Origin of the sequence: Halomonas sp. AOP22-C1-8 (assembly GCF_052378905.1) — a bacterium.
GTDB classification, from domain to species: domain Bacteria; phylum Pseudomonadota; class Gammaproteobacteria; order Pseudomonadales; family Halomonadaceae; genus Vreelandella; species Vreelandella citrativorans.
Genome location: NZ_JBQSYD010000001.1, coordinates 27858 through 54675 on the forward strand (window position 1 = coordinate 27858; position 26818 = coordinate 54675).

General features: G+C 50.5%; 24 protein-coding genes and 1 pseudogene. 21 read left to right on the forward strand and 4 right to left on the reverse strand.

Going from position 1 to position 26818, the window contains the following annotated elements; genetic code table 11:
- The first annotated feature begins 129 nt into the window (after positions 1 to 129).
- The 15 genes from ACT3TY_RS00130 to ACT3TY_RS00200 all read left to right on the forward strand — a co-directional run bounded on the left by ACT3TY_RS00130 (position 130) and on the right by ACT3TY_RS00200 (position 15978).
- Positions 130 to 1110, forward strand: coding sequence for a TRAP transporter substrate-binding protein (locus tag ACT3TY_RS00130; RefSeq protein ID WP_087111146.1), 981 nt, complete (start codon positions 130 to 132; stop codon positions 1108 to 1110).
- Positions 1111 to 1171: 61 nt separating this feature from the next.
- Positions 1172 to 1726, forward strand: a complete 555-nt coding sequence (locus ACT3TY_RS00135) for a TRAP transporter small permease (protein ID WP_087111144.1) — start codon at positions 1172 to 1174, stop codon at positions 1724 to 1726.
- Positions 1723 to 3003 (forward strand): TRAP transporter large permease, encoded by a 1281-nt coding sequence (locus tag ACT3TY_RS00140; protein WP_087111141.1) that lies wholly within the window; start codon positions 1723 to 1725, stop codon positions 3001 to 3003. The genes ACT3TY_RS00135 and ACT3TY_RS00140 overlap by 4 nt, the downstream gene beginning before the upstream one ends.
- Positions 3004 to 3025: 22 nt before the next feature.
- Complete coding sequence (locus ACT3TY_RS00145) at positions 3026 to 4051, forward strand: 4-hydroxythreonine-4-phosphate dehydrogenase PdxA (protein WP_444627038.1); 1026 nt, start codon at positions 3026 to 3028, stop codon at positions 4049 to 4051.
- A 27-nt stretch (positions 4052 to 4078) separates the two neighbouring features.
- On the forward strand, positions 4079 to 5251 hold the full coding sequence (locus ACT3TY_RS00150; protein WP_087111136.1) for an L-rhamnonate dehydratase: 1173 nt from the start codon (positions 4079 to 4081) through the stop codon (positions 5249 to 5251).
- Positions 5252 to 5262: 11 nt separating this feature from the next.
- Complete coding sequence (gene araD1, locus ACT3TY_RS00155; protein WP_087111134.1) at positions 5263 to 6261, forward strand: AraD1 family protein; 999 nt, start codon at positions 5263 to 5265, stop codon at positions 6259 to 6261.
- Positions 6262 to 6291: 30 nt separating this feature from the next.
- Complete coding sequence (locus ACT3TY_RS00160) at positions 6292 to 7296, forward strand: TRAP transporter substrate-binding protein (protein WP_087111132.1); 1005 nt, start codon at positions 6292 to 6294, stop codon at positions 7294 to 7296.
- 45 nt (positions 7297 to 7341) lie between these two features.
- Positions 7342 to 8352, forward strand: coding sequence for an amidohydrolase family protein (locus ACT3TY_RS00165; RefSeq protein ID WP_087111130.1), 1011 nt, complete (start codon positions 7342 to 7344; stop codon positions 8350 to 8352).
- A 10-nt stretch (positions 8353 to 8362) separates the two neighbouring features.
- Positions 8363 to 9364: a TRAP transporter substrate-binding protein gene (locus ACT3TY_RS00170; RefSeq protein WP_087111128.1), complete on the forward strand. Its 1002-nt coding sequence runs from the start codon at positions 8363 to 8365 to the stop codon at positions 9362 to 9364.
- A gap of 83 nt (positions 9365 to 9447) precedes the next feature.
- Positions 9448 to 10023, forward strand: coding sequence for a TRAP transporter small permease (locus ACT3TY_RS00175; protein WP_217883892.1), 576 nt, complete (start codon positions 9448 to 9450; stop codon positions 10021 to 10023).
- Between the two features lies 1 nt (position 10024).
- A complete protein-coding gene (locus ACT3TY_RS00180; protein ID WP_087111125.1) occupies positions 10025 to 11305 on the forward strand; it encodes a TRAP transporter large permease subunit in 1281 nt (426 codons plus the stop codon).
- 104 nt (positions 11306 to 11409) lie between these two features.
- Positions 11410 to 12387, forward strand: coding sequence for a DctP family TRAP transporter solute-binding subunit (locus ACT3TY_RS00185; RefSeq protein ID WP_087111123.1), 978 nt, complete (start codon positions 11410 to 11412; stop codon positions 12385 to 12387).
- A 78-nt stretch (positions 12388 to 12465) separates the two neighbouring features.
- Positions 12466 to 13398: a YncE family protein gene (locus tag ACT3TY_RS00190; protein WP_087111121.1), complete on the forward strand. Its 933-nt coding sequence runs from the start codon at positions 12466 to 12468 to the stop codon at positions 13396 to 13398.
- A 45-nt stretch (positions 13399 to 13443) separates the two neighbouring features.
- Positions 13444 to 14364: an amidohydrolase family protein gene (locus tag ACT3TY_RS00195; RefSeq protein ID WP_087111119.1), complete on the forward strand. Its 921-nt coding sequence runs from the start codon at positions 13444 to 13446 to the stop codon at positions 14362 to 14364.
- 36 nt (positions 14365 to 14400) lie between these two features.
- Positions 14401 to 15978 (forward strand): aldehyde dehydrogenase (NADP(+)), encoded by a 1578-nt coding sequence (locus ACT3TY_RS00200; RefSeq protein WP_444627039.1) that lies wholly within the window; start codon positions 14401 to 14403, stop codon positions 15976 to 15978.
- 57 nt (positions 15979 to 16035) lie between these two features.
- Here the strand turns inward: ACT3TY_RS00200 and ACT3TY_RS00205 are convergent, their stop codons facing one another.
- The 4 genes and pseudogenes from ACT3TY_RS00205 to ACT3TY_RS00220 form a co-directional block, all read right to left on the reverse strand.
- Positions 16036 to 17331 carry a TRAP transporter large permease gene (locus ACT3TY_RS00205; RefSeq protein WP_444627040.1) on the reverse strand — a complete coding sequence of 432 codons (1296 nt, stop codon included), beginning with the start codon at positions 17329 to 17331 and terminating at the stop codon, positions 16036 to 16038.
- Positions 17328 to 17867 carry a TRAP transporter small permease gene (locus ACT3TY_RS00210; RefSeq protein ID WP_087111113.1) on the reverse strand — a complete coding sequence of 180 codons (540 nt, stop codon included), beginning with the start codon at positions 17865 to 17867 and terminating at the stop codon, positions 17328 to 17330. Before ACT3TY_RS00210 ends, ACT3TY_RS00205 begins: the two co-directional genes overlap by 4 nt.
- A 57-nt stretch (positions 17868 to 17924) precedes the next feature.
- Positions 17925 to 18911: pseudogene (locus ACT3TY_RS00215) on the reverse strand (TRAP transporter substrate-binding protein).
- A gap of 299 nt (positions 18912 to 19210) precedes the next feature.
- Complete coding sequence (locus tag ACT3TY_RS00220) at positions 19211 to 20113, reverse strand: LysR substrate-binding domain-containing protein (protein WP_192527892.1); 903 nt, start codon at positions 20111 to 20113, stop codon at positions 19211 to 19213.
- 150 nt (positions 20114 to 20263) lie between these two features.
- Here ACT3TY_RS00220 and ACT3TY_RS00225 point away from each other — a divergent pair, with 150 nt between their 5' ends.
- From ACT3TY_RS00225 to ACT3TY_RS00250, 6 genes are all read left to right on the forward strand, one after another.
- Complete coding sequence (locus ACT3TY_RS00225; protein ID WP_444627041.1) at positions 20264 to 21469, forward strand: CaiB/BaiF CoA transferase family protein; 1206 nt, start codon at positions 20264 to 20266, stop codon at positions 21467 to 21469.
- A 10-nt stretch (positions 21470 to 21479) separates the two neighbouring features.
- Positions 21480 to 22427 carry a hydroxymethylglutaryl-CoA lyase gene (locus tag ACT3TY_RS00230; protein WP_441677536.1) on the forward strand — a complete coding sequence of 316 codons (948 nt, stop codon included), beginning with the start codon at positions 21480 to 21482 and terminating at the stop codon, positions 22425 to 22427.
- A gap of 149 nt (positions 22428 to 22576) precedes the next feature.
- Positions 22577 to 23704, forward strand: coding sequence for an ABC transporter ATP-binding protein (locus tag ACT3TY_RS00235; protein WP_444627042.1), 1128 nt, complete (start codon positions 22577 to 22579; stop codon positions 23702 to 23704).
- An 18-nt stretch (positions 23705 to 23722) separates the two neighbouring features.
- The gene (locus tag ACT3TY_RS00240) at positions 23723 to 25003 is read left to right on the forward strand and encodes an ABC transporter substrate-binding protein (protein WP_193054264.1); all 1281 of its coding nucleotides are present in this window, start codon (positions 23723 to 23725) and stop codon (positions 25001 to 25003) included.
- Between the two features lie 60 nt (positions 25004 to 25063).
- Entirely contained in the window at positions 25064 to 25948 is an 885-nt protein-coding gene (locus ACT3TY_RS00245; protein ID WP_444627043.1) for a carbohydrate ABC transporter permease, read from the forward strand.
- A complete protein-coding gene (locus tag ACT3TY_RS00250; RefSeq protein ID WP_444627044.1) occupies positions 25945 to 26805 on the forward strand; it encodes a carbohydrate ABC transporter permease in 861 nt (286 codons plus the stop codon). Before ACT3TY_RS00245 ends, ACT3TY_RS00250 begins: the two co-directional genes overlap by 4 nt.
- Positions 26806 to 26818: the final 13 nt, after the last annotated feature.

Below are 26818 nucleotides of genomic sequence, written 5' to 3' on the forward strand. Positions count from 1 at the left end.
AAAGGTATATATTTACCGACCCCCTATTGACTAACAAGGCCATAGGAATCTAAATTGCCTACCGACTGGTCCGGTAATCCAACCAGCATACCAGACAAACACAATAAGCCTAAAAAGAAGGGGCTCGTCATGTTCAAACTCTCTCTCAGCGCTACGGCTTTAGCTTTGGTCTTGTGTTCTTCGCAAGCCCAAGCTAACCAAGAAAAAATTGTATTCGCTATTGGTGGATCATCCCAAAGCTTGCAAGGCCAAACCGCATTGGAGTTTAAACGCCAACTCCAAGAGAGATTAGGCGACGATATCCAAATTGAATATTACGATAGTGGCCAGTTGGGAGATGAGCGCCAACTTATCCAACGCCTACGCATGGGCACCGTCGACTTAGCTGCAATTTCATCGATCATGTCATCTGTAGCGCCAAATTTTGCTCTTTTCGATCTTCCTTACTTGGTCAGCGATCGTGACCATTTAAAGAAAATAGATGATGAAATTGTTATGCAGGATCTTGCTGAAGGAGCAGAGGAGCAAGGCTTAAAAATTATCTCTACATGGGAAAACGGTTTTCGTCAAATTACCAACAGTCGCCGAGCTATCACTACTCCCACTGATCTAGAAGGACTAAGAATTCGCACTCCTCAAAGTGACTGGCGAACCCGTATGTTCTCAACGTGGGGCGCCAACCCTACTCCCATGGCTTTTTCAGAAGTATTTGTTGGGCTCCAAACAGGTGTAATCGACGGACAAGAAAACCCTCTCAGTAATATTTACGGCGCTCGGCTTCACGAAGTTCAAGAATATTTATCGCTAACGAACCATGTTTATACACCTATATGGCTAACCGCCGGTTTAGGCAAGTGGGATCAATTCTCAGATGAGGTTCGTGATGCAATTAGCGAGGCGGCTGCTGAAACTCAATTATGGGCTTTTGCAAGAGGCGCTGAATTGGATCAAGAGCTGCTAGATACGATGCGAGATTCCGGCGTTGAAATTAACGAAGTGGACCGAGAAGCATTTATCAGTGCCAGTGTTCCTGTATATGAGGCGTTTGCTGAGCAAGTTGAAAATGGTCAAGCATTAATAGATCGCGCCATGAGCCTAGCCAACGATTAAAAAGTATTTACCTTTTGGGCGTCATTACAGACGCCCATGCGTCCAGCAACGGGTATAAAAAATGGCACTAATTGAAAAGCTGCGGTTTCTAATCGAAAAGTTATTAGAAATCTTTACCGTTACTTTGCTACTTGCTCTTACTTTCATAGTACTTGCAGCTGTGGCATTTAGAACCTTTGGAAGCTCTATTACCTGGTACGATGAGGTAGCATCTATAGGACTTGCCTGGTTAACTTTTTACGGTGCCAACCTGGCAGCCATTAAACGTGCGCATATGGGATTTCCAGGGCTTGTAAGCAATGCTCCCTCAGCTGTCAGAGCTAGCTTATTTGTTTTAAGCGAAGCTATTGTGATTGGTTTCTTCTTGATAATTGCTTATTACGGCTACCGAGTCTTGGACATACTGGCATGGGATCGCTTGGTTTCTCTTCCTAGTATTAGCCTTACGATTACCCAATCGGCAGTCCCTATTAGCGCGGCATTGTTTATTCTTTGTGAACTGTTATCTCTACCTGGCGCTTGGAAAAAGATGAAAAATGGCGTCGACAGCGAGCATGAAGCTATCGAAGAAGCAATTCGTTTAGCCGAGGAAGATTTAAGGGAGAGTCGGCCATGATTTTACTAGTAGTTATCGCAGCCTTATTTTCTTTGGTGCTTATCAATGTACCTATTGCAGTCGCAATTGGAGCTGTAGGTGTTATTGGTGTTTTTATAAACATGGGGCCTCAGCATCTTCTTAATGTTCCCTTAACACTTTTTAATGGTGCTACTAACTTTCCGTTAATTGCTATTCCGTTATTCATCTTTGCTGGCGCACTGATGAACACCTCTGGCATTTCTACCCGACTGATCAATTTAGTGACAGCTATGGTGGGATTTGTAAGAGGAGGCCTGGCGATGGTTAATGTTGGTGTATCAATGTTTTTTGCTGAAATTTCTGGCTCCGCTGTTGCAGACGTAGCAGCGACAGGCTCTATTTTAATTCCAGAAATGAAACGTAAAAACTACAACCCCGAGTTTTCTGCAGCTATCACGTCTTCGTCTGCATCCTTGGCTGTCATTATCCCTCCTTCTTTATCAATGATTCTTTACGGAGCGATCGCCGAGGTTTCTATTGTTCAGTTATTCGTAGCAGGCATTATCCCAGGGATTCTTGGCGGCATCGGCCTTGCATGTTTCTGTTACTACTATGCAGTTAAGTATAACTTGCCTCGCGAAGAAGCCTTTTCTCTTCGCCGCTTAGGTAAAGCTTTCAAGGAAGCTGCCTGGGCCTTATTACTACCAATTATAATTCTAGGTGGCATATTTGGTGGCTTGGTTACTGCAACTGAAGGAGCGGGCATAGCCGTACTGGCTGCCTTAATTATTGGCGGACTTATATATAGAGAACTTAACTTAAAAGTTCTTTATCGTGCGGTAACAGATGGCGTTATACAAACGGCCGTTGTTATGTTACTAGTCGCAACATCAGCAGTACTAGGGCTATTTCTTACAGAAATGCAACTCCCGCAACAACTGGCGCAACAAATCACTACTTTAACTGAGAATCCTATTGCGGTATTAGCACTACTCAATATTTTACTACTTTTATTAGGTATGTTCCTGCATGGGGCAGCAGCAATCATTCTAGTAGTGCCAATAGTAATGCCGCTAGTCACTCAAATCGGCATTGATCCAATTCACTTTGGCTTAATCCTGACGCTTAACTTAGCCATTGGCCAGCAAACGCCTCCTGTCGCGTCTGTACTTGCCACCGCCTGTTCAATTGCTAAAACCGATATGTGGAATACTACCCGGGTTAACCTCCCTATGATCGGTGTATTGTTTATCGTATTACTATTAGTAACCTATATTCCTGAAGTTTCTCTCTATTTAGTTGATCTGTTTTATTAAAATCGTTTAACAGGAGTTCTATATGAAAGATTCAAAACCTGTAATCGCGGTAATCCTAGGTGACCCTGCTGGTGTTGGCCCAGAGCTAATCGCTAAGCTATTCAATGAAGCCGACCTTTTTAAAGATGTACATACCGTATTGCTGGGTGATCGCTGGCTGTGGCAAGAAGGACAACGTGTTGCAGGCATTCACCATAATTTGGTTGAAATAAGCGAATTTAGCCAAGCACGTTTACACTCCACCCCAGTATTTTTACCAACAGAGAGTGTTGCTGAAAGTGACATTAGCTATGCACAAGAAACAGCTGCTGGCGGTGCTTCCGTACTCGCATTGTTAAAACGCTGTATGAGTGCAGCGCTAGACAATGAGGTAGATGCGATTTGCTTTGCGCCTTTAAATAAATACTCCATGAAAAAAGGCGGGCTTGAGTATGAAGACGAGTTACATTTCTTCGCTAACTATTTAAATGTTAATAACTATTTTTGTGAGTTTAATACTTTGGGCAATCTGTGGACGGCCCGAATTTCCTCGCATATTCCACTTAAAGATGCGGCCGAATATATCACTGAAGAGCGTATTGTCGCGGCTAGCCGATTGATGTACGACGCACTGCAACTGGCAGGCAATCCAGAGCCACGCGTTGTAGTAGCAGCCTTTAATCCTCATGCAGGGGAAGGCGGCACTTGTGGACGCGAAGAAATCGAGATCATTACGCCTGCGGTTGAGGCGTGCAGAGCCCAAGGCTATCCAATTAGTGGCCCCCTCCCCGCCGACACCCTATTTATTAAGGCTCGTGATGGCGAGTTTGATGCAGTGGTCACCATGTACCACGACCAAGGCCAAATTGCGATCAAACTAATGGGCTTTATGGAGGGCGTAACTGTACAAGGAGGCCTTCCCATCCCCATTACTACTCCTGCCCATGGCACGGCATTTGATATCGCTGGCCAAGGAAAAGCTAATGTTAGTCCAACTCGTAACGCCTTCATCATCGCTTGTCGGATGGGCAAGAACCTTCGTCAACAGCGACTGAACACCAATATTTAACCAAATACTCACTTAAGGAAAACCTTAATGAAAATCACTAATGTCCGCACCCGCGTATTTGAATGGAAAGGCCATACTGTAACGCCGACCCCTCACTTTTGCTCCAACGCAATGGATGAGCTTTGGGATAAAGGAGATTCCATGGGCACCTTCCGCTTCCATGGATGGACGGTGGTTGAAATTGAAACCGACAACGGCATTGTAGGGCTTGGAAATGTGGCGTTAGCACCACGTATCGCTAAAGCAATTATCGATCAGTATCTTGCCCCGCTAGTAATTGGCCAAGATCCTTTTGACTACGAATATCTCTGGCAACGGATGTATCGCTCCACGCATGCATGGGGTCGTAAAGGCATCGGTATGGCGGCAATATCTGGAGTCGATATTGCTATTTGGGACATCATGGGTAAAGCCGTAAACAAGCCTGTTTTTAAATTATTAGGAGGTCGCACAAAAGAGAAAATTCCTTGCTACGCATCCAAACTTTATCGCACTGATCTAAAAGGCATGCAGGAAGAAGCACAGTCTTATCTTGATCAAGGTTTCCAAGCGATGAAGATGCGCTTTGGCTATGGTCCCAAAGACGGCCCTTCGGGCATGCGCGAAAACCTGAATAGCGTTGCGGCAGTGCGTGAAGTAATCGGCGATGATATCGACTTAATGCTTGAATGCTATATGGGCTGGAACCTCGAGTATGCCAAACGCATGTTACCTCGATTGGAACGCTTTCAGCCACGATGGCTTGAAGAGCCAGTGATTGCTGATGATATTGATGGCTACGCAGAGCTCAACCAACTTACCAGTATCCCTATTTCAGGCGGCGAGCACGAGTTCACTTCTTATGGCTTCCGCCAACTGCTTGAAAAACGTGCAGTTTCTGTTATCCAATACGATACTAATCGGGTTGGCGGCATTACCGCCGCGCATAAGATCAATGCTCTTGCTGAATCGTTTAGCGTACCTGTCATCCCTCATGCAGGTCAGATGCATAACTATCATTTAACAATGTCTACGCTTGCATCTCCTATGTCCGAATTCTTCCCAGTACACGATGTAGAGATTGGTAACGAGCTGTTTTATTACCTGTTTGAAGGTGATCCTGAGCCAGTCAATGGGTTTATCGATCTTGACGATAATACGCCCGGCCTCGGCTTAAAGCTCAACGAACGTTATTTTGATCAGTTCCATATCATCGAATAAGAGTCTTACTAATGCGAATCGTACAAGTGAAAACTTCTCGCGGCATTCGTGCCGCGGTGGTTGAAAGTTCAATTCAGCTTCGTGTGATTGATTACCCCGGAGGGACCTATGCGTTAGCAAAGGCCGCTCTCGACGAGGGCACCTCTCTTACTGCATTCATTGAATCTCATCGTAGCCATGATTTGTTGGATTACAATCAGGCAATAGATTTAGGTTTACTGCTGCCTCCGCTTACACATCCTGACCCAGCCCACTGCTTTGTTACCGGCACTGGTTTAACCCATCTGGGCAGCGCCGATACCCGCTCTGCAATGCATGCAAGTGTACAAGCTAACAATGAGGAACTTACTGATTCCATGCGTATGTTCAAGCTTGGAGTTGAGGGAGGTAAACCTCTTGCAGGCACAATGGGAGCTCAACCCGAATGGTTCTATAAAGGTGATGGCAGCATCGTCGTTCCCCCAGAAAGCCCATTTACGGTGCCATTTTTCGCCGAAGATGCGGGTGAAGAGCCTGAGTTAGTTGGCCTTTACATAAATGCTACTGACGGTACTCCATATAGGGTGGGCTATGCCGTTGGGAACGAATTCTCCGACCATATCACTGAGCGTGCTAATTACTTATGGTTGGCGCACTCTAAACTACGCGCTTGCAGCTTTGGCCCTGAATTATTCCTGGGTGAGCTCCCTGATTATTTAGAGGGCACTAGCCGAATTGTTCGCGAGGACAAAATTCTATGGGAAAAAACCTTTCTTACCGGAGAGGCAAATATGGCGCATAGCCTAGCCAATCTAGAATACCACCATTTCAAGTACGCCCAGTTTCGACGCCCAGGCGATGTACATGTGCATTACTTTGGCACTGCAACGCTCAGTTTTGCTGACAATATTTCTGTGCGTGACGGTGACCGTTTTGAGATTGACCTACCTCTTCTTGGCCGCAAGTTATGTAATCCAGTCAAATTCATGCCAGAAGAGAATCCTGCAATGAAAAAAGTGCAATCTATCTAGAATTACCGCGCTAACTTCGAGGCCACCATAATGATAACCAAGTTCTATTTATTAAAAAAAGTTATAGCTACAACGTTATCGGTGGCTCTCTTTGCTCCATTTGCCTACACCCAAGCGGCTACAACATTAACACTGGCCCATGCACACCCAGTAGATGACTCTCAACATTTGGCCGCGTTACGCTTCGCCGAGAGAGTAAAAGAACGTAGCGGCGACGAAATTAATATTCGTATTTTTCCAAATGGCCAACTCGGAAATGATCAAGCCATGATCACTGGTGTCCGTAGTGGAACAATTGATATCGAATTATCTGGCAATCCTTATTTTAGTGGATTAGCTAGCCAACTTAGCTTGCTTGATCTGCCATTTCTTTTTGATAACTACGATCAAGCATATCGAGTGCTAGATGGAGAGATCGGACTGAACTTACTTACAAGCATGCGAGAGAAAAACCTTGAAGGCCTCGCATTCTGGGAAATTGGATTTCGTAATTTAATCAACTCGCGCCGTGCAATCGAGTCAGCTAATGATATCAAAGGGCTGAAATTAAGAACGACACCTAATCCAGTGCATATCGCTGCATTTGAGGCATTGGGTGCCAATCCAGTCCCCATGCCTTTCGCAGAGCTTTTCACTGCATTAGAAACCAGAACAGTAGACGGTCAAGAAAATCCCGTTAGCTTAATTCGCTCGGCGAGCTTATATGATGTTCAAAAACATCTTTCACTAACGGCACATGCCTATACCGCAGCGCCATTGGTTATGAATAAAAATCGCTTTAGTGAGCTATCGGAAGAGCAACAGCTCATATTGCGTGATGAAGCACAAAGCGCTGCTCAATACCAGCGCCAAATTAATCAAGAGAGGATATCTAGCGACTTGGAATTTCTTAAGAACAAGGGGATGCAAGTCGCAGAACAGCCTGATCGTGCATCTATGCATGGCAGGGTAGCTGAATTAGTTCGTAACGAATTTACTGCTCAGCACGGTAGCGAATTACTTGATGCAGTTGAGCGTACGAAGTACACGAATTAATCCGTGAATCGTCACATTGCGGTTTATCGATGAGGCTATAAGAGCATGCAGATAAATGAACATCGACAACGTTACCTTGATAGTGGAGAAGATCAAGATCTTCCCATTATAGATGCACATCTTCATTTCTGGGATCCTCAATCTAATTACCATCCATGGCTGTGTGATGAGCCAATGATCCCTTTTCGATATGGAGACTATAGCAGTATTCGCATACCTTTTTTTCCACAGGACTATCAGCAGCAGTGTGGACATCACAACGTACTTGGATGCGTTTACATGGAAGCTGAATGGCAGCATGGGGATGCGCTAAAAGAGGCTCGCTGGATAGATGCCCTTAACGGTAGAACCTGCTGGCCAAATGCCATGATTGCTCAGGCTTGGTTAGATGCGGATAACATTGATGCTCAACTAGAAAAGCTATCGGCTTGGCCGCTAGTTCGCGGAGTCCGGCATAAACCAACCACCATGCCTCGCGATAAGTACAAAGCCAATCACAGCATGCCCGGCTCTCTCAAATGCCCTCGATTTCAACGCGGCTATGCGCTACTGGCTCAGTATAAATTCATCTTCGAGCTACAAGTTCCATGGTGGCATCTAAACGAATTAGTTTATTTATTAGAGCGTTACCCAGATGTACCAGTAGTCATAAATCATGCTGGCGTTCCCAATGATCGCACACATGAAACACTAGCAGGATGGAAAGAGGCATTAGAACAAGTTGCCGCTTATCCACACGTCATGCTTAAACTTTCTGGTATAGGCCTAAAAGATCAGCCTTGGCGGCTAAAGGACAATACTTGGCTAATTCATACTGCTTTAGAAACTTTTGGAGCAGAACGTTGTATGTTTGCCAGCAACTTTCCTGTTGACGGTTTAGTAACCGATCTTGAAGCATTATGGGGCCACTTCAAACAACTTAGCTCAAAACTTACTCGTAGTGAAAAATTATCCGTATTTTGTGACAACGCATTACGAAGTTATTTACTAGCACCGCCCGCCCAGGAACCCCTTGGCCATAACTCCACAAGAGCTATAAAACCATTAATAAACTAAGGACTTCATTATGACACGCCATAATCATATTTTCTCCATTGCCGTTTTGGTTGCAGGTCTTAGCTGTATTTCACCACAAATCTTTGCGGCAGATATTAGCGCCCGTCTCGGGACCAGCCTTCCGGATTCACATCCTCAAACCTTAGGAGCTCATCATTTTGCCGAGCTAGTCGAGCAGAAAACCAATGGCGATGTTGATGTACAAGTATTCAGTAACGGGATTCTTGGTAGTGATGTCAATATGACATCAATGGTTCAGGCTGGAACGCTGGATCTCACTGTTCCTTCAACAGCCACCCTGTCAAGCCTAAACCCAGACTTTAGTATTATCAGTTTACCATTCCAATTCGATGACGAAGCGCATGCAGATGCGGTATTGGATAGCCCTGTCGGGGCAGCTCTTCTTGCCAGCCTTAACGATAAAGGATTAGTAGGGCTTGGCTTTTGGGAGAACGGCTTTAGGCATATTACTAACTCAAAGCGCCCTATCGAGAACCTGGAAGATTTAAGCGGCCTAAAAATTCGCACAATGCAAAATGCTTTATATATAGACCTTTTTAATGGACTCGACGCTAATGCTGTCCCAATGCCGGTTAACGAACTATTTACCGCACTTGAAACTAATACCGTTGATGGTCAGGAAAACCCTTACACTGTCATAGATACCAAACGCTTTTATGAAGTTCAAGATTACTTATCTCAGACATCGCATGCGTATGATGCACTGGTTTTACTTACATCAGATCGGTTTATGAATAAACTAAGTGATACCCAGAGGGAAGCTATTAAAGAAGCTGCACGAGAAGCAACTCTTTACCAGCGCAGCATTAGTAGAGAATTAAATCAAGAATTATTGTCAGAATTGAGTAAAAAAATGCAAATTAATGAAGTACCTCTCGTCGAACGTCAACACATGCATCAGCAACTTAATAGCATGCTTGAACAACATCGTGAAGTACTAAGCCCAGAGTTCGTAGCTGATTTCGATAACGCAATTAGCAACAGTCGTTAGCATTATCGGATTTTCGAGAATGATTCTGATCATTACGATAGTAAAGAGGCATGTTTTTACATGTCTCTTGGGGGCAATCGCTCATGTATAAACACGATAGAACCACTGTTCCTTCCTCAGAGGGACCAGTACATAAAAAAGCACTTGGTATTGCTATACAAGTTGCATTTTTGGCTAAAGGAGTGGAGCGTTTGCTCAACTTTCTAATGGTCTTGGCACTGATCAGCATGATCACCCTTGTATTTACCAACGTGGTATTGCGCTATGGTTTTAATAGTGGCATTTCAGTCAGTGTTGAGTTGTCTCGATTTCTCTTTGTCTGGATAACTTTTCTGGGTGCCGTTACGGCTTTACTGCGTCACGAACATTTACGCGTTACAACGCTGTCAGAACGTTTTCCTGTGCTTGTGCAGGCTGTACTTAATCGACTGGTAACACTTGTCATGCTGGGATGCTGTTTGATGTTATTAAACGGAAGTTATTATCAGACACTGCTAAATTGGGACAACATTTCTCCAATTAGCGGCATTCCAGTGGGTGTTTTTTACTTGGCAGGCTTAATAGCTGGGCTACTAATGTCAATTATACTTTTTTATCGACTTATCATGCCATCAACCTTTCAGGGCACCCACAAGCTAGATAAAGAAAAGGATATTTAGCATGACAATTACGCTTTTTCTTGGCTCTTTACTTGCATCTATAGGCTTGAGCATCCCGATTGCTTTCGCATTGCTAGTAAGTGCTGTCGTATTAATGTTACACCTTGATCTTTTTAACTCTCAAATATTGGCTCAAAATTTGGTCAATGGAGCAGATAGTTACACGTTATTAGCAATCCCCTTCTTTCTGGTTGCCGGAGAGGTAATGTCACGAGGCGGCCTGTCAAAGCGCATAGTTGCGTTAGCGATGACATTAGTGGGCCATCGTAAAGGCGGCCTAGGCTTTGTAGCCATTTTTGCAGCTATTATCATGGCTAGCTTATCTGGTTCTGCGGTAGCAGATACTGCCGCATTGGCCAGTATGCTTCTACCGATGATGCGTCAAGCAGGTTATCCGCTTGGTCGTTCCTCCGGATTAATGGCAGCAGGTGGTATTATTGCTCCCATTATCCCTCCGTCTATTCCTCTTATTATTATTGGTGTGGCAGGCGGCATTTCCATTAGTAAACTTTTTTTGGCAGGTATCGTACCTGGACTCATTATGGGAGCCACATTAGTGCTAATGTGGCTATTTATGACTCGTAAAGAGGATTTGGTTGTTGCAAAAAAGGCAACCCGTGCAGAACGGTGGGAAGCTTTAAAAAAGAGCTTTTGGGCTATACTACTACCAGTCATTATTATCGGTGGTATTAAAACAGGGATTTTTACCCCAACGGAAGCTGGCGTAGTAGCTGCTGTATATGCAATCTTTGTTGCTACTGTTATTTATAGAGAATTAAATATAGCTGAACTTTACAGCGTTTTAACGCAAGCCGCACGTAGCACTGCTATTGTAATGTTTCTGGTAGCAGCTGCCATGGTAGCTTCATGGCTCATTAGTATTGCTCAATTACCGATGATGGTTGCTGATCTACTTTCCCCGTTAGTTGATAATCCGCGATTATTAATGCTAGCAATTATGGGGATAGTGCTAATCGTTGGTATGGTCATGGATCTGACGCCCACTATTCTGGTGCTCACGCCTATACTAATGCCAATCGTTAAGCTTGCAGGCATTGACCCAGTCTACTTTGGCATTATGTTTGTTCTTAACTGTGCTATTGGTTTAATCACTCCGCCGGTCGGCAATGTTCTTAATGTAATCACTAGTATTGGCAATCTAAAATTCGAAAAAGCAGTTTCAGGTGTTATGCCATTTGCCTTGGCATATATGGTTATTCTTTTGCTGTTCGTCGCCTTCCCACAAATCATTACCGTACCCCTTTATTGGCTAGCTGGATAATTCTTTAATCAATGTAAAACATGTCTGCTTTGCAGGCTTAAATCATGTTCACATACATAAAACCAATGTGAATGAGAATTAAAATCAATAACAAGCGAGACACTATGAAACCTCTAATTAAAGTATCGGCATCTGCTCTAATAATCGCTGGATCATTAACTCAGGTACAGGCGAGCACAGTCTTAAAGCTGGCACATGCGGCACCTGATAGCGACACCCAACAAGCCGCTGCGGAACGCTTTGCTGAGCTGGTTGATGAACGCACCAACGGCGACATTACCATTAATATTTTCGGTAATGGCTTGCTAGGAGGTGATCAGCAAATGATTGCGGCTGTACGCAACGGACTGATCGACATTGAACTATCGGGAAATCCAAATTTTACTGGCCTTGAACCGGCCCTTGGTGCTTTCGATTTGCCTTATATATTCGCTAATCGAGAAGAGGCTTATCAAGTGCTTGACGGTGATATTGGCCAGCGAGCACTGAATCTTTTGACAGATAAAAACCTGAAAGGACTAGCGTTTTGGGAAGTTGGCTTTCGTGCGATGACAAACTCCAAACGTCCCATTAAAACTCCCGAGGATGTTCGGGGGCTTGTCATGCGAACCAACTCTAATGAATCACTTATTGAGGCATTTTCATTACTTGGTGCGAATCCCGTTCCAATGCCAATAGGTGAACTTTATACAGCACTTGAGACCGGTACTGTTGACGCACAAGACCACCCAGTCGGGATTGTTTGGTCGGCTGGTTTTCATGAGGTTCAAGACTATCTTTCATTAACTAACCAGGCCTATACATCACTCATAATGGTAATGAATCAAGAAAAATTCGACAGCCTATCACCTGAACATCAGGAAATCCTGCTAACTTCCGCACGTGATGCAGGGAATTACCAGCGCGAATTAAACATTGAGAGCGAGCAAGAAATTCTCAATGAAATGCGTGCTAACGGCGTGCAAATTGAAGAGGAGGTCGACACTTCCGCCTTTCAAACCATTGTTCTCCCTACTTGGGATAGTTATATAAATAATAACGGTAGCGAGTGGACGGATGCTATTCAAGAGGTACTTCAGTAATCTTTAAATTTATAATTTAATTAATACCATAGGCATCCGACTTAACTGGATGCCTATTTAACATTTGGAGATGTATAGATGGCTAGTGAACACTTGCTTCTTAATCAAAAATGCGCCCACACTTTAAGCCTTTATGACGTTCAAAGCGGAAAAGAACTCAAAAGTATTCGGCTTCCTGACTATCCTCATGAGTTTGTTGTCGATTCTCAAGGCAAGCATGCCTATGTTGGTCATTATGGTATTTTAGGAGCTGACTGCATTGGTGACCAAGGAGGATGTTCTGTATTTGTAATTGACCTTAATACCTTTGAGCTCGTCAACACCCTCAGTACGTGGCCTTATTATCGTATTCATGGGCTAGGTATAGACGATCAAGATCGGCTTTACGCTATGAGTGAGGGGCACAATACTTTATTAATGTTCAATAATCCTCTCACTGCTACAGCTCCAAATCTTGCCGTATCTTCAGGTGGTTATAAGACCCACTTGTTTGCTCTTACCCGTAAAGGCGATTGGGCTTATGGAGTTAATCTTCTCAGCAACACTATCACCAAATTTAAGCCCCATGACGCTACATTCATGCCTATCGCAATGATTCCAGGGCGTAGGCCAGAAGGCAATGCTTTATCCGTTGATGAAGGCAAGCTTTTCATTAGCAACCGTGATGATGACACTATCGTTGCCATTAATACTGAGTCGATGACTATAGAAAACAGCGCAACGACAGGCCGCGATCCCAATCGCATCTACTCTGATCCATTTAACCGTTTAATTACTACAAATTATGGAGAGAGTTCACTGTCAGTTTTTGACCAGGAACTCAATTCTCTTGGGCTTATTGAGTTAGACAGCATCCCTATTGCCATGAGCTTTCATCCCGATGGACAGCATGCTTTTGTTTCCATGAAAGGCGACCGGGTTGATATTTTGAACTTGGAATCTGGGCATGTAGTAAATAGCTTCAATTGCCGCTCTGAACCTGATGTATCTCAACTTCTCGTGCGTAATTAAGGACTGGCCATTGTATACACAGACTTCTAGAGAGGAGATGCCGCAATGGATGCCAAACAGCTACTCATAGATGCTCATCATCATCTCTGGGCTCTTGATGGCAGTGTTAGTTATCCTTGGCTTGAAGAGAAACCAGTAAGAGGCTTCTTTCTAGGCGACTATACATCAATAAAGCGACCCTTCCTGGTTGAGGATTTGAAGCACCATATTCCTAAGGGCTATCACTTGGCAGGCAGCGTACATTGCGAAGCCGAAGCACATCGCTCTCAACCTCTAAAAGAAACGGAATGGATTAACTCAGTCTATACAGACCATAAGCTCCCCACAGCTCATGTTGGCTGGGCTGAATTCGGAACCCCAAAATGTTCTGAGCAACTTGATGCCCAGATGAATTCGCCACTTTTCCGGGGCGTAAGAGCCAAGCCTGTCACAGCCGTAACATCAGCACAAATCAATCAAGTTAAAGGCAATGCCGGGAGCCTACAAGATCGCCAGTGGTGTGACGGATTAATCATGCTAGAAGAGCGCAATCTTTCCTGGGATCTGCGTGTTCCCGCTTGGCACTTGAGTGACGCGGCAAAAACGCTGGAAGCGCGCCCTAAACTACGAGTTATCCTCAATCACACAGGGCTGCCTTGGGATCGAACTTCTCTTGGGATCGGCACTTGGCGTACGGGGATGCGCGCGCTAGCGGATAATCCCAATGTTGCAGTCAAGCTATCAGAGCTAGGTAGCCCTTGGCATGAATGGGACTATAAAGCCAACCTTGAGCTTCTCTGCGAAACCATCGATCTATTCGGGCCAAATCGCTGCCTCTTTGCTAGTAACTTTCCTGTTTCTAGCCTCGCAATAAGCTATGCAGACTGGCTAGGACTGGTCGAAGCTGCCATTTCCTTTTCCGCCCCCGATTATCGTCAAAACATACTTCACGATAACGCTTTGCATTGGTATCGGTTAACTAACTGAATACAGATGTATGAATATATCCACACAGGAGGTTTTATGACACTGCAAGGTACACTGCTTATCGGTCAACAGGCCGTCACCGGTACTCAAGCCGATATTGTTGCCGTTAACCCGGCCACCGGCGAGACACTGGAGCCGCGCTACCCCGGTGGTAGCCGCGCCGAGGTTGAAAAAGCCTGCCAGCTTGCCGAAGCGGCATTTGATCAATACCGCGAAACGTCACTTGAAGCGCGCGCTCACTTCCTGGAAACCATTGCCGAAGAAATTGAGGCCATTGGTGCTGACCTGACCCAGCGCGGCGTGGCCGAAACGGGCCTGCCTGAAGCGCGCCTTGAAGGCGAGCGAGGCCGGACCTGCGGCCAGCTGCGGCTGTTCGCCTCGGTAGTACGTGCGGGCGAATGGCTGGATTTACGCCACGACCCGGCCCAGCCTGATCGCCAACCCATGCCGCGCGCCGACTTACGTCAGCGCCATATTCCGCTTGGCCCCGTGGCCGTGTTCGGCGCCAGCAACTTTCCGCTGGCCTTCAGCGTAGCAGGGGGCGATACCGCCTCGGCGCTGGCAGCAGGCTGCCCGGTGGTGGTCAAGGGCCACTCTGCCCACCCCGGCACTTCTGAGCTGGTAGGCCGCGCTATTCAACGCGCCGCGGCCAGGTGCAACATGCCCGAGGGAGTATTTTCGCTGCTGTTCGGCTCAGGTCGCGATATTGGCCAAGCGCTGGTCTCAGACCCGCGTATTAAAGCGGTTGGTTTTACCGGCTCACGCAGCGGCGGCATGGCCTTGATGGCGACTGCCCAGGCGCGTCCCGAGCCGATTCCCGTTTATGCCGAGATGAGCAGCATCAACCCGGTATTTCTGTTCCCCGAGGCACTGCAAGCGCGCGGCAACAAGATTGCCGAAGGTTTTGTCGCTTCGCTGAACATGGGTGCGGGTCAGTTCTGCACCAACCCTGGTCTGGTCATTGGCCTTAAAGGCGCTGACCTGGATGCGTTTATCACTACCGCAGAGGAAGCCGTTAAAGCCAGCGGCGCCCAAACGATGCTGACGCCCGGCATCCATGAGGCGTATCAAAGCGGTGTCTCCGCCCTTTCGGGCCAGCCAAGCGTCAAGGAAGTAGCCCGTGGTCAGTCAGGTAGCGGCCCGTATAGCTGTCAACCGGGGCTATTTGTAGCCAGCGCTCAGGACTTCCTTAACGATGACGCGCTTCAGGGCGAAATCTTCGGCGCTGCCTCGCTGGTCATTGAGTGCGCTGACGCGCAGGAGATGCAGCGTGTTGCCGACCAGCTCGAAGGTCAGCTGACGATTACCCTGCAAATGGACGATGGCGACCTGGAGGCCGCACAATCACTTCTGCCCACGCTTGAGCAGCGCGCCGGCCGACTCTTGGCCAATGGCTGGCCGACCGGGGTTGAAGTGGGTCACGCGATGGTGCATGGCGGACCGTTCCCGGCAACGTCCGACAGCCGCACCACGTCTGTCGGCAGCGCCGCGATTTATCGCTTCCTGCGCCCCGTTTGCTATCAGGACCTGCCTGCTGGCTTACTGCCTGAAGCCTTGCGCGACGATAATCCTTTTAAGGTTTCGCGCTTGGTGGATGGCAAGCGGGAAGGCTAACAGCCTGCCTGTTCATACGATTGCCTCGCTGGTTAAACCAGCGAGGCAATTTTTATATCAATACCCCATCACGCCAGGCAGCCAAGTGGCCAATCCCGGCACAGCAATCAATAGTAGAATGGCCGCCATAATCGGCAGCAAAAACGGCAGTACTGCCTTAACCACCTGGCCGTAACGCAGCCGGGTAATGCCTACCATCATGAACAGCACCGTGCCGAACGGCGGCGTAATGACCCCGACCGAGAGGGTAATCACCATCACGATACCGAAATGTATCGGGTCCAAGCCTGCACTCAACGCGGCAGGCACCACAATGGGGGTAAAGATCAGGATGCTTTCAATCACCGACATAAAGCAGCCGATCAGCAGGAAGAACAGCGCAAAGCATATCAGCAGCGCAATAGTGGGCATATCGATACTGGCCACTTGACCAGCCAGCGCTTGGGGAATGCCCATACGCACCAGAATCCAGCCATAAAAGCTTGATACCGCAATGATCAGCAGAATGACCGCGCTGAACATCAGCGTACGCCGAAACGCATCGTACAGGCTTTTCAAACTCAAGTCGCGATAGATCACCCCACCCAGTATTACCGCATACAGCGAGGCAATCGCGCCGGCTTCTGTCGGCGTGAAGAAGCCGCCCCAAATACCGCCAACGATGATTGCAGGCATCATCAAGGGTAAAATAGCCCGCTTACCGGTTCGTACGACTTCAGCTGCATCAAACGGCACGGGAGCAGGCATCACGACTTTTCCCGTAGCGCCGAGTAAAACGGTCATGCCCATAAGCAGCAGCGCCATCAAAATACCCGGCACGAGTCCCGCCATAAAGAGCCCACCGATGCTTACATTGGCGAGCCAGCCGTAAACCACCAGCGCGATACTAGGCGGTAAAATCGGGCCGACTACACTCGAAGCTGCGGTAATTCCAGTCGTATAGTCCAAGGCATAGCCGCGCTCTTTCATCGCCTTGATTTCGATACTGCCAAGCCCCGCGGCATCGGCCACCGCCGTGCCGGACATGGTGGCAAAGATAGAACTCGCCACTACGTTGGCGTGACCCAGCCCGCCTTTGGTAAAGCCCACCAAAGCCGTCGCAAAATCAAATATCCGGGTGGTGGTCGACCCCAAGTTCATGATATTGGCCGCCAGGATAAACAGCGGAATCGCCATCAAGGTGAAATTATTAAGCGTTTGCACCATGCGTAGTGAAAGCAGCTCGACCGGCAAACCGCCGGCCCCGGTTACCGCCAGCGCAATAAACGAGGTAACCCCAATCGACACCACCACGGGCAGGCCAATCATCATTAACAGCAGCAACCCGCCGACGAATATCGCAAGTTCCATCATGGCGTTATCTCCTCGTGGGCAGGTTTATTCAACCACGTGACGGGGCCACGTAAGGTTTGCCAAGTGGCGATCAGCGCCATGGCAACAAAACTGAATAACAAGCCGTAATAGAGATAGGAGAAGCTGATACTCAACGAGACCGTTTTATTGTTGGCGCTCATATCGGACATGATCCAGGCGCCCCAGCTCGCCAGCACGAAAAAACCGACGGAGATAATGGCCGTCAGCCGATACTGCACCTGATGACCCAGCGCACTCAGCCGGTGACTAAACAGGTCCACGACCAGATGGTCGCTGCGCACCCAAGCGGAGATCGAGCCAAAACCAATGGCGTAAATAGCCAGCAGCGAGACGACTTCCTCGCTCCAGGGCATGCCCCAGTTGAGCAAATCGCGGGCAACCACGGCGGCCACGATCAAGCCTAAAATGCCGACTAATAGCGCTACACCCACGGCATCGCATAGGCGGGTGACATAGCGCAGGGTATAAAAAGCCAAACGATCGGCTCCGTTTGCGGGTGGCAGTGCTCCATCCACAAGATAACTCCTTACCTAAGACGGTGGCGGCATCATCATGCCGCCACCTGGTGATGATCAGTCGCTTGCTTGGCTCGCGCTGATAGCGTCGTCGCGTACACCGTCGGCCATTTCTGACAGCACACGATCAATGGCGGGCATGGCCGCTTCACGGAAGGCTTCAGTATCCGGCTGGACAACCGTCATACCCTCTTCCTGAAGGGCATCCAGATAAAAATCATCCAGTTCGAGCTCCTGCTCGGTGCCGTAGGCACGAGCGACATCAACCGCCTCAGAAATCAGCGCCTGATCCTCTTCCTCCAAGCCGTCCCACCAACGCGCGCTGGCAACCCAGCTCCAGGGGAATTGCACGTGGCTGGTGGTAATGAGATAGTCCTGCACTTCCCACAAGCGCCGCGTGTAGGGCGAAGAGAGGGAGTTTTCGTGGCCATCAACCTGGCGGGTCTGCATGGCGAGATAGATTTCCGGCGCGGGCACGTTCACTACCTGCGCGCCCAGTTCCTCCCAGACCTCTAGCCAGATCGGCAGTGACGGCAGGCGTAGCCGGAAGCCTTGCAAATCTTCTGGCGTATGGATTTCTTTATTGGCGGTCATATGACGTGGGCCACGGTGCTGAACACCCAGAAACTTAAGGCCGCCCTGCTGTTCTGCCTGTTCGATCAGCGTCTGGCCCGATGGGCTATCGATATAGCTGTCTACCTCATCCCAGGTCGTGAACAGGAAGGGCACGGTAATGGCGTCGTACTCCGGCGCATATTGCTAGCGCCAGTTGCCACCGGTGAGTGAAAGCTGGGTCTGGCCCAGGTTGAGCAGCTCCAGTACGGAATCTTCACCGCCCAGGGAACCCGCGAGAAAAGGCCGCACGTTGAAACGCCCCGGCGCCTGCTCTTCCAGGTACTCCGCAAAGCGTTCAACCGCAGCACTTTCAGAGCCGCCTTCACTCATGGTGTTGTTAACTTGAATTTCAATCGGGTTGGCCAGCGCGAAGGGAGCAACCGCTAAAATGCCTACTGCAGTGAGCGTGGCAAGTAGTGATTTTTGCATGAGATGTACTCTCTCAATTTGTCGTTATAGGCAGAATGGTGCGATGTTGTTCTATCGATCTTGAAACAAGCCGCCGATACGCTCAAATCGACGTTCGAGAAGGCTGACTTCGCAAAATACGATGGCTGGAGACTCCATGACAGCGGGCGTTTGAGGGCTCTCGTAAAACAGCATACGACTAAAGATGGAGAAGCACCGGCAGTCGTTAGCCAGGTTTGTTCAGGGCTAGCCGATAAGGGAGGGCTCAGAATGTTAATGAGCTTTCTCCAAACGCGAACCCGAAAGGGGACGCGTAGCCTTTAAGAAGACGTCGTTTCAGCCTTAACCAGATGATCGACTAAATGACGGGCAGTGGCCGGTAGGGTGGCGTAGCGGCGCATACCGATCACCAGTTCGCGCTGCGCCCAGGGGTCGCTAAGCGGAATACTGTTCAACTCCAGATCGCCCAATTCACGATAGATGGTCTTTTCAGGCAGTATGCCCACGCCCATCCCGTGATGAATCATGCGGCAAATGGCATCGAAGCTACGCACCTGAATGCGCATCCGTAACGCCTTGCCAGCAATATTGGCTTGTTCATGCAGTAGTGCTTGCAGCGAGGCATCCTGCTGGAGGCCGATAAAATCGAAGTCGAGCGCCTCATTGAAGGCAATACTTTCACGCGCCGCCAGCGGGTGATTGCCAGGCGTTACCAATACCAGCCGGTCATTCCGGTACGAAAGCTGTTGGAGGTCAGGTGCCGCGACATGCCCCGCGAAGATGCCGATATCGGTCAATCCATCGCGCACGGCGGCCACAATTTCACTACTCACCCGCTCCTGCAGGTCGATTTTAATATCGGGATAGTGGTGAGAGAAAGTGCTGAGATCCTGGGGAAGAAACGCAATAATGGCCGAGGTGTTGGAGTGGATGCGCACATGGCCGCGCACCCCTTCGCCATATTCACTTAGCTCCGCTTCCAGGCGCTCGATATTATCCATAATGCGTCGAGCGTGGTGCAGAAACGCTTGCCCAGCGGGGGTTAGCTCAACGCCTCTGGGGCGGCGATAAAGCAACGTCGTCCCGACCAGCGCCTCAAGGTCGCTAATCCGCTTACTCACCGCAGCAAGCGCTAAATGCTCACGTTCGGCCGCTGCCGTCAGGCGTCCTTCATCTGCCACAGAAATAAACAGCTTGAGGGTGACAAAGTCGAAGCGGCGCATGATCACATCTCTTAACCAACAGTCTGCTTATGCTAACGCATACCTTCGCCAGCCACGAACCCTTTGTTACCCATTGCCTAATTGTCGACCCAAAACGGCTGCCCCATGCTGGCGCTCACTACGAATAACGACAAGTAGAGGAGAGCCTTAATGAATGCTCCTGAAGCGCGCAAGCTTCCCTTGCAGGACCTAAAAGTACTTGAGCTAGGCCAGCTGATTGCCGGTCCTTTCGCCACCAAACTGCTGGGTGAATTTGGCGCTGACGTGATCAAGATTGAGCCGCCCGGCACCGGTGACCCACTTCGCAAATGGCGAATGATTGAAGACGGCACCTCGCTCTGGTGGCACGTGCAAACCCGCAACAAGCGCTCGGTGGCGCTGGATTTACGCAGCGAAGAGGGCCAGGCCCTGGTACGCCAACTTGCTGCCGAGGCAGACGTTGTCGTGGAGAATTTTCGCCCCGGCACGCTTGAAAGTTGGGGGCTGGGTTGGGAAGCGTTATCAGCCCTCAACCCACGGCTGATCATGGTGCATATCTCAGGTTACGGGCAGACCGGCCCCTACCGCGACAAGCCCGGCTTTGGCGTAATTGGCGAAGCAATGGGCGGGCTGCGCTACCTTACCGGCCAGCCGGACGAACCCTCCGTGCGGGTGGGCGTGAGCATCGGCGACTCACTTTCCGCCCTTTACGCGGTGATCGGCACCTTGCTGGCCCTTCAAGAGCGAAACCGCAGCGGCCTGGGCCAGGAAATTGATGTCGCGCTGTATGAATCAGTATTTGCCATGATGGAAAGCCTGCTGCCGGAATTTGATGCCAGCGGCCAGGTCCGCGAGCCCAGCGGCAGCGCCCTTCCCGGCATTACGCCTTCAAACGCCTACCGCTGCCTGAACGGCGACTACGTGCTTATCGCCGGCAATGGCGACAGCATCTTTAAACGCTTGATGGACGTGATTGGCCGCGAGGATTTAGGAAGCGACCCAGCACTTGCCCATAACGATGGGCGCAGCCAGCAAGCCGCCATGATCGATGCAGCCATTGAAGCCTGGACGCTAGAACGCCCGCGCGATGCCATTCTACAGGCCCTGGACGATGCCCGGGTGCCCGCCGGCTATCCCTACACCGCTGAAGATATCGCCTTTGATCCTCACTACCTGGCGCGAGAGATGATCCAAACCTTTACCCGCCCCAACGGCCAGCCGCTCAAAGTGCCCGGCGTACTGCCCAAGCTAAGCGCCACGCCCGGGCGCTTGGGCAATGGCGGCCCGAAGCTTGGTCAACACACCGACGACGTACTGGACGAGCTGGGTATCGATCAAGAAACCCGCACCAAACTGCGCCAAGCAGGCATCATTTAAGGAGTTTGTTATGAGCCAGTTATCACCCTGCCCTTTGAGAATCGAAATCAATGAAGTCGCCCCCCGTGACGGCCTGCAAATTGAAGCGCGTTTTGTACCCACACAGGACAAAATCCGCTGGATTGACGCACTCTCCACGACAGGCCTCAAGCGCATCGAAGCGACGTCGTTTACTTCCCCCAAGGCGATTCCCAACCTGCGCGATGCCGCCGACGTTGTTACCGGCATTCAGCGCCGTGAAGGCGTGGACATCACCGTGCTGGTACCTAACGTAAAAGGTGCAGAACGCGCACTTGCCTGCAACGTTGATGAGATCAACCTGGTGATGTCGGCAAGCGATAGCCATGGCCTTGCTAACCTGCGCATGACGCCCGAGCAATCTCTTGAACAATTTGCGGCTATTTTGGACGTGACTCAGGGCAGCGGCGTGTTTATCAACGCCTCGCTCTCCACCACGTTCGGCTGCCCTTTTGAAGGCGAAGTGCCCGAAGCGCGGGTACTGGAACTGGTTGAACAGCTGATTGCGCTGGGCATCCAGGGTGTCACGCTGTGCGACACCACCGGCATGGCCAACCCAGCTCAGGTCAAACGTCTGTGTGAAGCGGTGCTTGAGCGCTGGCCCGAAACGCCGTTTACCCTACATGTTCACAACACTCGCGGCATGGGCCTGGCCAATGCCCTGGCAGCCTGGCAGGCAGGGATTACCCGCTTCGACTCAGCACTCGGCGGCCTGGGCGGCTGCCCCTTTGCCCCCGGCGCCACCGGCAACGTATGCACCGAAGATTTAGTGCATATGTTCGAAGCCATGGGCGTGAACACCGGTGTTGACCTGGACGCCCTGCTTAACGTCGCCGCTACTCTCCCCGAGCTTATCGGCCATGAGGTACCGGGGCAGGTGGTGAAAGCGGGTAAATCGACCCGGCGTTATGCGATGCCAGCATCAGCTCTTCAACAATGAACGGCACTATTCTCGGGCTACATTGAGATCTTTAGCTAAAAGAGCTATATAACTATTACCCGACACAACTTTGCCATATAAACGTCACACAACAGCAACACCTTCAACGCAAGCTGACCAACAATAACCAACAGCTGGTGATGTGTGTTATGAATCAATCGCGAATCCGCTTGGATCGCGTCACCAAGCGGTGGGGTGCGACCGCTGCGGTCGATGAGATTTCCTTCGACGTGACGCCCGGCCAGTTTGTCATTCTGCTGGGCCCTTCAGGTTGTGGGAAGTCGACCACGCTGCGCATGATTGCGGGCCTGGAAGAGGCAAGCGACGGGCAGATCCATATTGGTGAGCGTGACGTTACGCGCCTGCCGCCGGGTGACCGTGGCTTAAGCATGGTGTTTCAATCCTATGCGCTGTTCCCGCATCTAAGCGTTGCCGACAATATCGTGTTTGGCCTGCGCAGCCGCAAAGTGCCCAAAGCTGAACAGCGCGAGCGGCTGGCCAAGGTGGCTGAGCTTGTCGACCTTACCGATTACCTGAACCGTAAACCTGCCCAACTCTCTGGCGGCCAACGCCAGCGGGTGGCGCTGGCCCGCTCGATTATTTCTGAACACCCGATCTGCTTGATGGATGAGCCGCTCTCCAACCTGGATGCGCGGCTGCGCAGCGATATGCGCCGCGAAATCAAGGCGCTACAAAGCCGCCTGAACATGACGGTGATTTACGTGACCCACGATCAGGTCGAGGCCATGAGCATGGGAGACCGCGTGATCCTGATGCAGCACGGCCGCATCGTTCAGGACGGGTCGCCTGACGCGCTTTATAACCAGCCAGCCAGCGCCTTTGCCGCTAGCTTTATAGGGAGCCCTGCCATGAACTTGCTGCCACTTGTTAAAGGCGACCAAGGCGCTGTTATCGACGGCGAGCCAACCACCACGGTCGCGCCGCTGGAAGCCGTTGGCGGTCAGCTAGGCATTCGCCCGGAAGATATTGAGCTGCGCCCGGCGTCGAAGCCAGGCGTGCTGGCCACCGTACTTAGCGAGGAGTATTTAGGCGCCGACACGATTGTCCATGTGGCGGTGGGTGCACACAGCCTGCGCGTACGCATCAACGGCAAACCCGCACTGACTGACGGCACTTGTCGGCTCTATTGGGCGCCAGAAAACGCCCACTTGTTTGCAAATAACGGGTTACGTCTGGATAGCGTTTTGCCAAGTGCGTTACCAGACTCGCCTCGCGTCGTTTCTCGTCCACCGGCGGTGGGCTCTTTCCAACACTGATATTCGTGGAGTCTTTTTATGCGTTTGCGTATCCCCTTCGCTACCACCGCGCTTGTGGCTGGCATGTTAAGCGCCACCCAGGTCAACGCGAATACCGTTGACCTGACCATGTACTACCCGGTTTCAGTGGGCGGCGCGCTGACTAACGTCATTGATGACTTAGTGGCCGAGTTTGAGAGCGAGCATCCCGACATTTCGGTAGAAGCCATCTACGCCGGCAACTACGACGACACCCGCGTGCGCACCATGTCGGCAATTGAGTCAGGCGATACACCGCAGCTATCGGTGATGTTCTCCATCGATCTTTACGAACTGGTTGAGCAGGACGCCATCGTGGCGTTCGATGATCTGGTCGAAACCGATGAAGAGCGCGACTGGCTTGACGGTTTCTACCCCGGTTTGATGGAAAACGGCCAGCTGGATGGCAACACCTACGGCATTCCTTTCCAGCGCTCCACCATTGTGCTGTTTTGGAACAAGGACGCTTTTGAAGCGGCCGGTTTAGACCCTGAAACCCCGCCAGAAAACTGGCAGGAAATGGCCGAGATGGCGGCGACGATTCGCGAAGCCTCCAACGGGGAGCAGTGGGGCGTGATGGTGCCGTCTACCGGCTACCCGTACTGGATGTTCCAGGCGTTCGCGTTTCAGAACGGCCACCGCTTGATGAGCGAAGACGGCACCGAGGTCTATTTTGATGACCCCGCCGCCGTTGAAGCGCTTGAGTACTGGGTGTCGCTAGCAACCGAACATGACGCCATGCCAGATGGCACCATCGAATGGGGCACGCTGCGCCAGAACTTCCTTGAGCAATCTACCGCCATGATGTGGCATACCACCGGCAATCTAACCGCCGTGCGCAATGAAGCCGGTTTTGATTTTGGCGTCGCCATGCTGCCCATGAACACCCAGCGCGGCAGCCCCACCGGCGGCGGCAACTTCTACGTCTTTAAAGATGCCTCTGAAGAGGAGCAGCGCGCTGCGATGACGTTTATCCGCTGGATGACCGCACCCGAGCGCGCCGCCGACTGGTCGATTGAAACAGGCTACATGGGCGTTAGCCCCGCCGCTTACGAGACTGACGCGCTGCGCGAATACGTGGAGAGCTTCCCGCCCGCCGCTGTTGCCCGCGACCAGCTGGAATATGGTACTGCCGAGCTTTCCACCTATCAGGGTGGCCGCATTCGTCGCACGCTGGATAACGCCGTTCAGGCAGCGTTAACCGGCCAGATGGAACCGGAAGCCGCGCTTAACCAGGCCCAGCAGGAAGCGGACGCCATACTGCGGCGTTACGCACGTTAAGCCCTTTCTTACCCATTCGCCGGGGTTCGCCCCGGCGTTTCCTATAAGTAGCCGTTCCCCATGGCATTAACCGCCCACCACAAAATGCAGATGTATGGTGCACTGCTGTTACTGCCCGCCGCCGTGCTGTTAGCCACTTTTGCGTATTTACCCACCATTACTACCGTGATTCAAAGCCTGTTTCTGCCCGGCTTTCGCGGTGCACCGCCGGAATTCGTCGGGCTTGAGAATTACCGTTTTTTGTTCGATGACGCCAAGTTCTGGAAGGTAGCGCGCAATAACCTGATTTACGCGCTGGGCACAATCCCCGCCTCTATCGCGTTGGCGCTGGGTATGGCGCTGTTTGTTAATGGCAAACTGCCGGGGCGTGGCCTTGTGCGTATGGCCTACTTCACACCGACTATTCTGCCCATGATTGCCGCGGCCAATATCTGGATGTTTTTCTACGCTCCGCAAATTGGCCTTTTTAACAAGCTGCTTGGGGCGCTGGGGTTTTCCGGGGTGAATTGGCTGGGCGACCCAAGCGTCGCGCTGGGCTCGGTGATCGTGATGTCGGTCTGGAAAGAAGCCGGCTTTTTTATGATTTTTTATCTCGCGGCGCTTCAAGGCATTCCTCCTGAGCTTAAAGAAGCCTCCGATCTTGAAGGCACCAGCCGCTGGAGCTTCTTCTGGCGAGTGACGTTTCCACTATTGATGCCCACCACGCTGTTTGTGCTGATCAACGCATTAATCAATGCGGTACGCGTCGTTGATCATCTGTTTATTCTGACCAAGGGCGGCCCCAATAACGCGACCAATCTGTTGCTGTATTACGTCTACGAAAATGCCTTCTCGTTTTTTGATCGCACCACAGCGGCCACCATTACGGTGGTGATTCTGCTGGTACTTGCGGTGGTCGCCACGCTGAAGTTCACGGTACTAGATCGCAGGACGCACTACCAATGAGTTCAACGACAATACACTCAAGCGCCAAAAAACCTGCGCCTCGATCTCGCCAACTATCACTGCCATCGCTTGAAACTCTGGCGGCGTGGCTATTGGCGGTGATTTGGATTTTTCCGCTGCTGTACGCTTTTTGGGCGGCCTTCCACCCCAGCGAATTTATGGTGCGCTTTGATCTATTCGCCCCGCTGACGCTGGATAACTTCGTTAACGCTTGGGCCCAAGCGCCCTTCGCCCGCTATTACTTCAACACCTTTGCCTTGGTTACCGGCGTGGTATTGGGCCAATTTGTGGTGTGTACGCTGGCCGCTTTTGCCTTTGCACGGTTTCCCATTCCGGGTAAAAACCTGCTGTTTATGCTGGTGCTGATTCAGCTGTTTGTCTTTCCTGAAGTACTGATCGTGGAGAACTACCGTATCGCCAGCGAGTTGGGATTAATCAATACCATCACCGGTATTGGGCTGCCTTATGTGGCCAGCGCCTTTGGGATTTTCCTGCTGCGACAAACGTTCAAGACCATTCCCCGCGAGCTTGAAGATGCCGCGCGTATAGAAGGTTGCAGTTGGCTGGAAATTCTCTGGAAGGTCTACGTGCCACTAGCCAAGCCTACCTACCTGGCCTATGGGCTGGTTTCCATTAGCCACCACTGGAACAACTTTTTATGGCCGCTGGTGGTCACCAACTCGGTGGAAAGCCGCACGTTAACCGTTGGCTTGGGCGTATTCTCTGCCCCGGAAACGGGGGTTAACTGGGCCACCGTCAGCGCGGCAACGCTGCTCAGCATCGCGCCGTTGTTGATCGCTTTTCTGCTCTTTCAGCGCCAGTTTGTGCAGTCATTTTTGCGCGCGGGGATTCGTTAGGCTTAGTACGAAA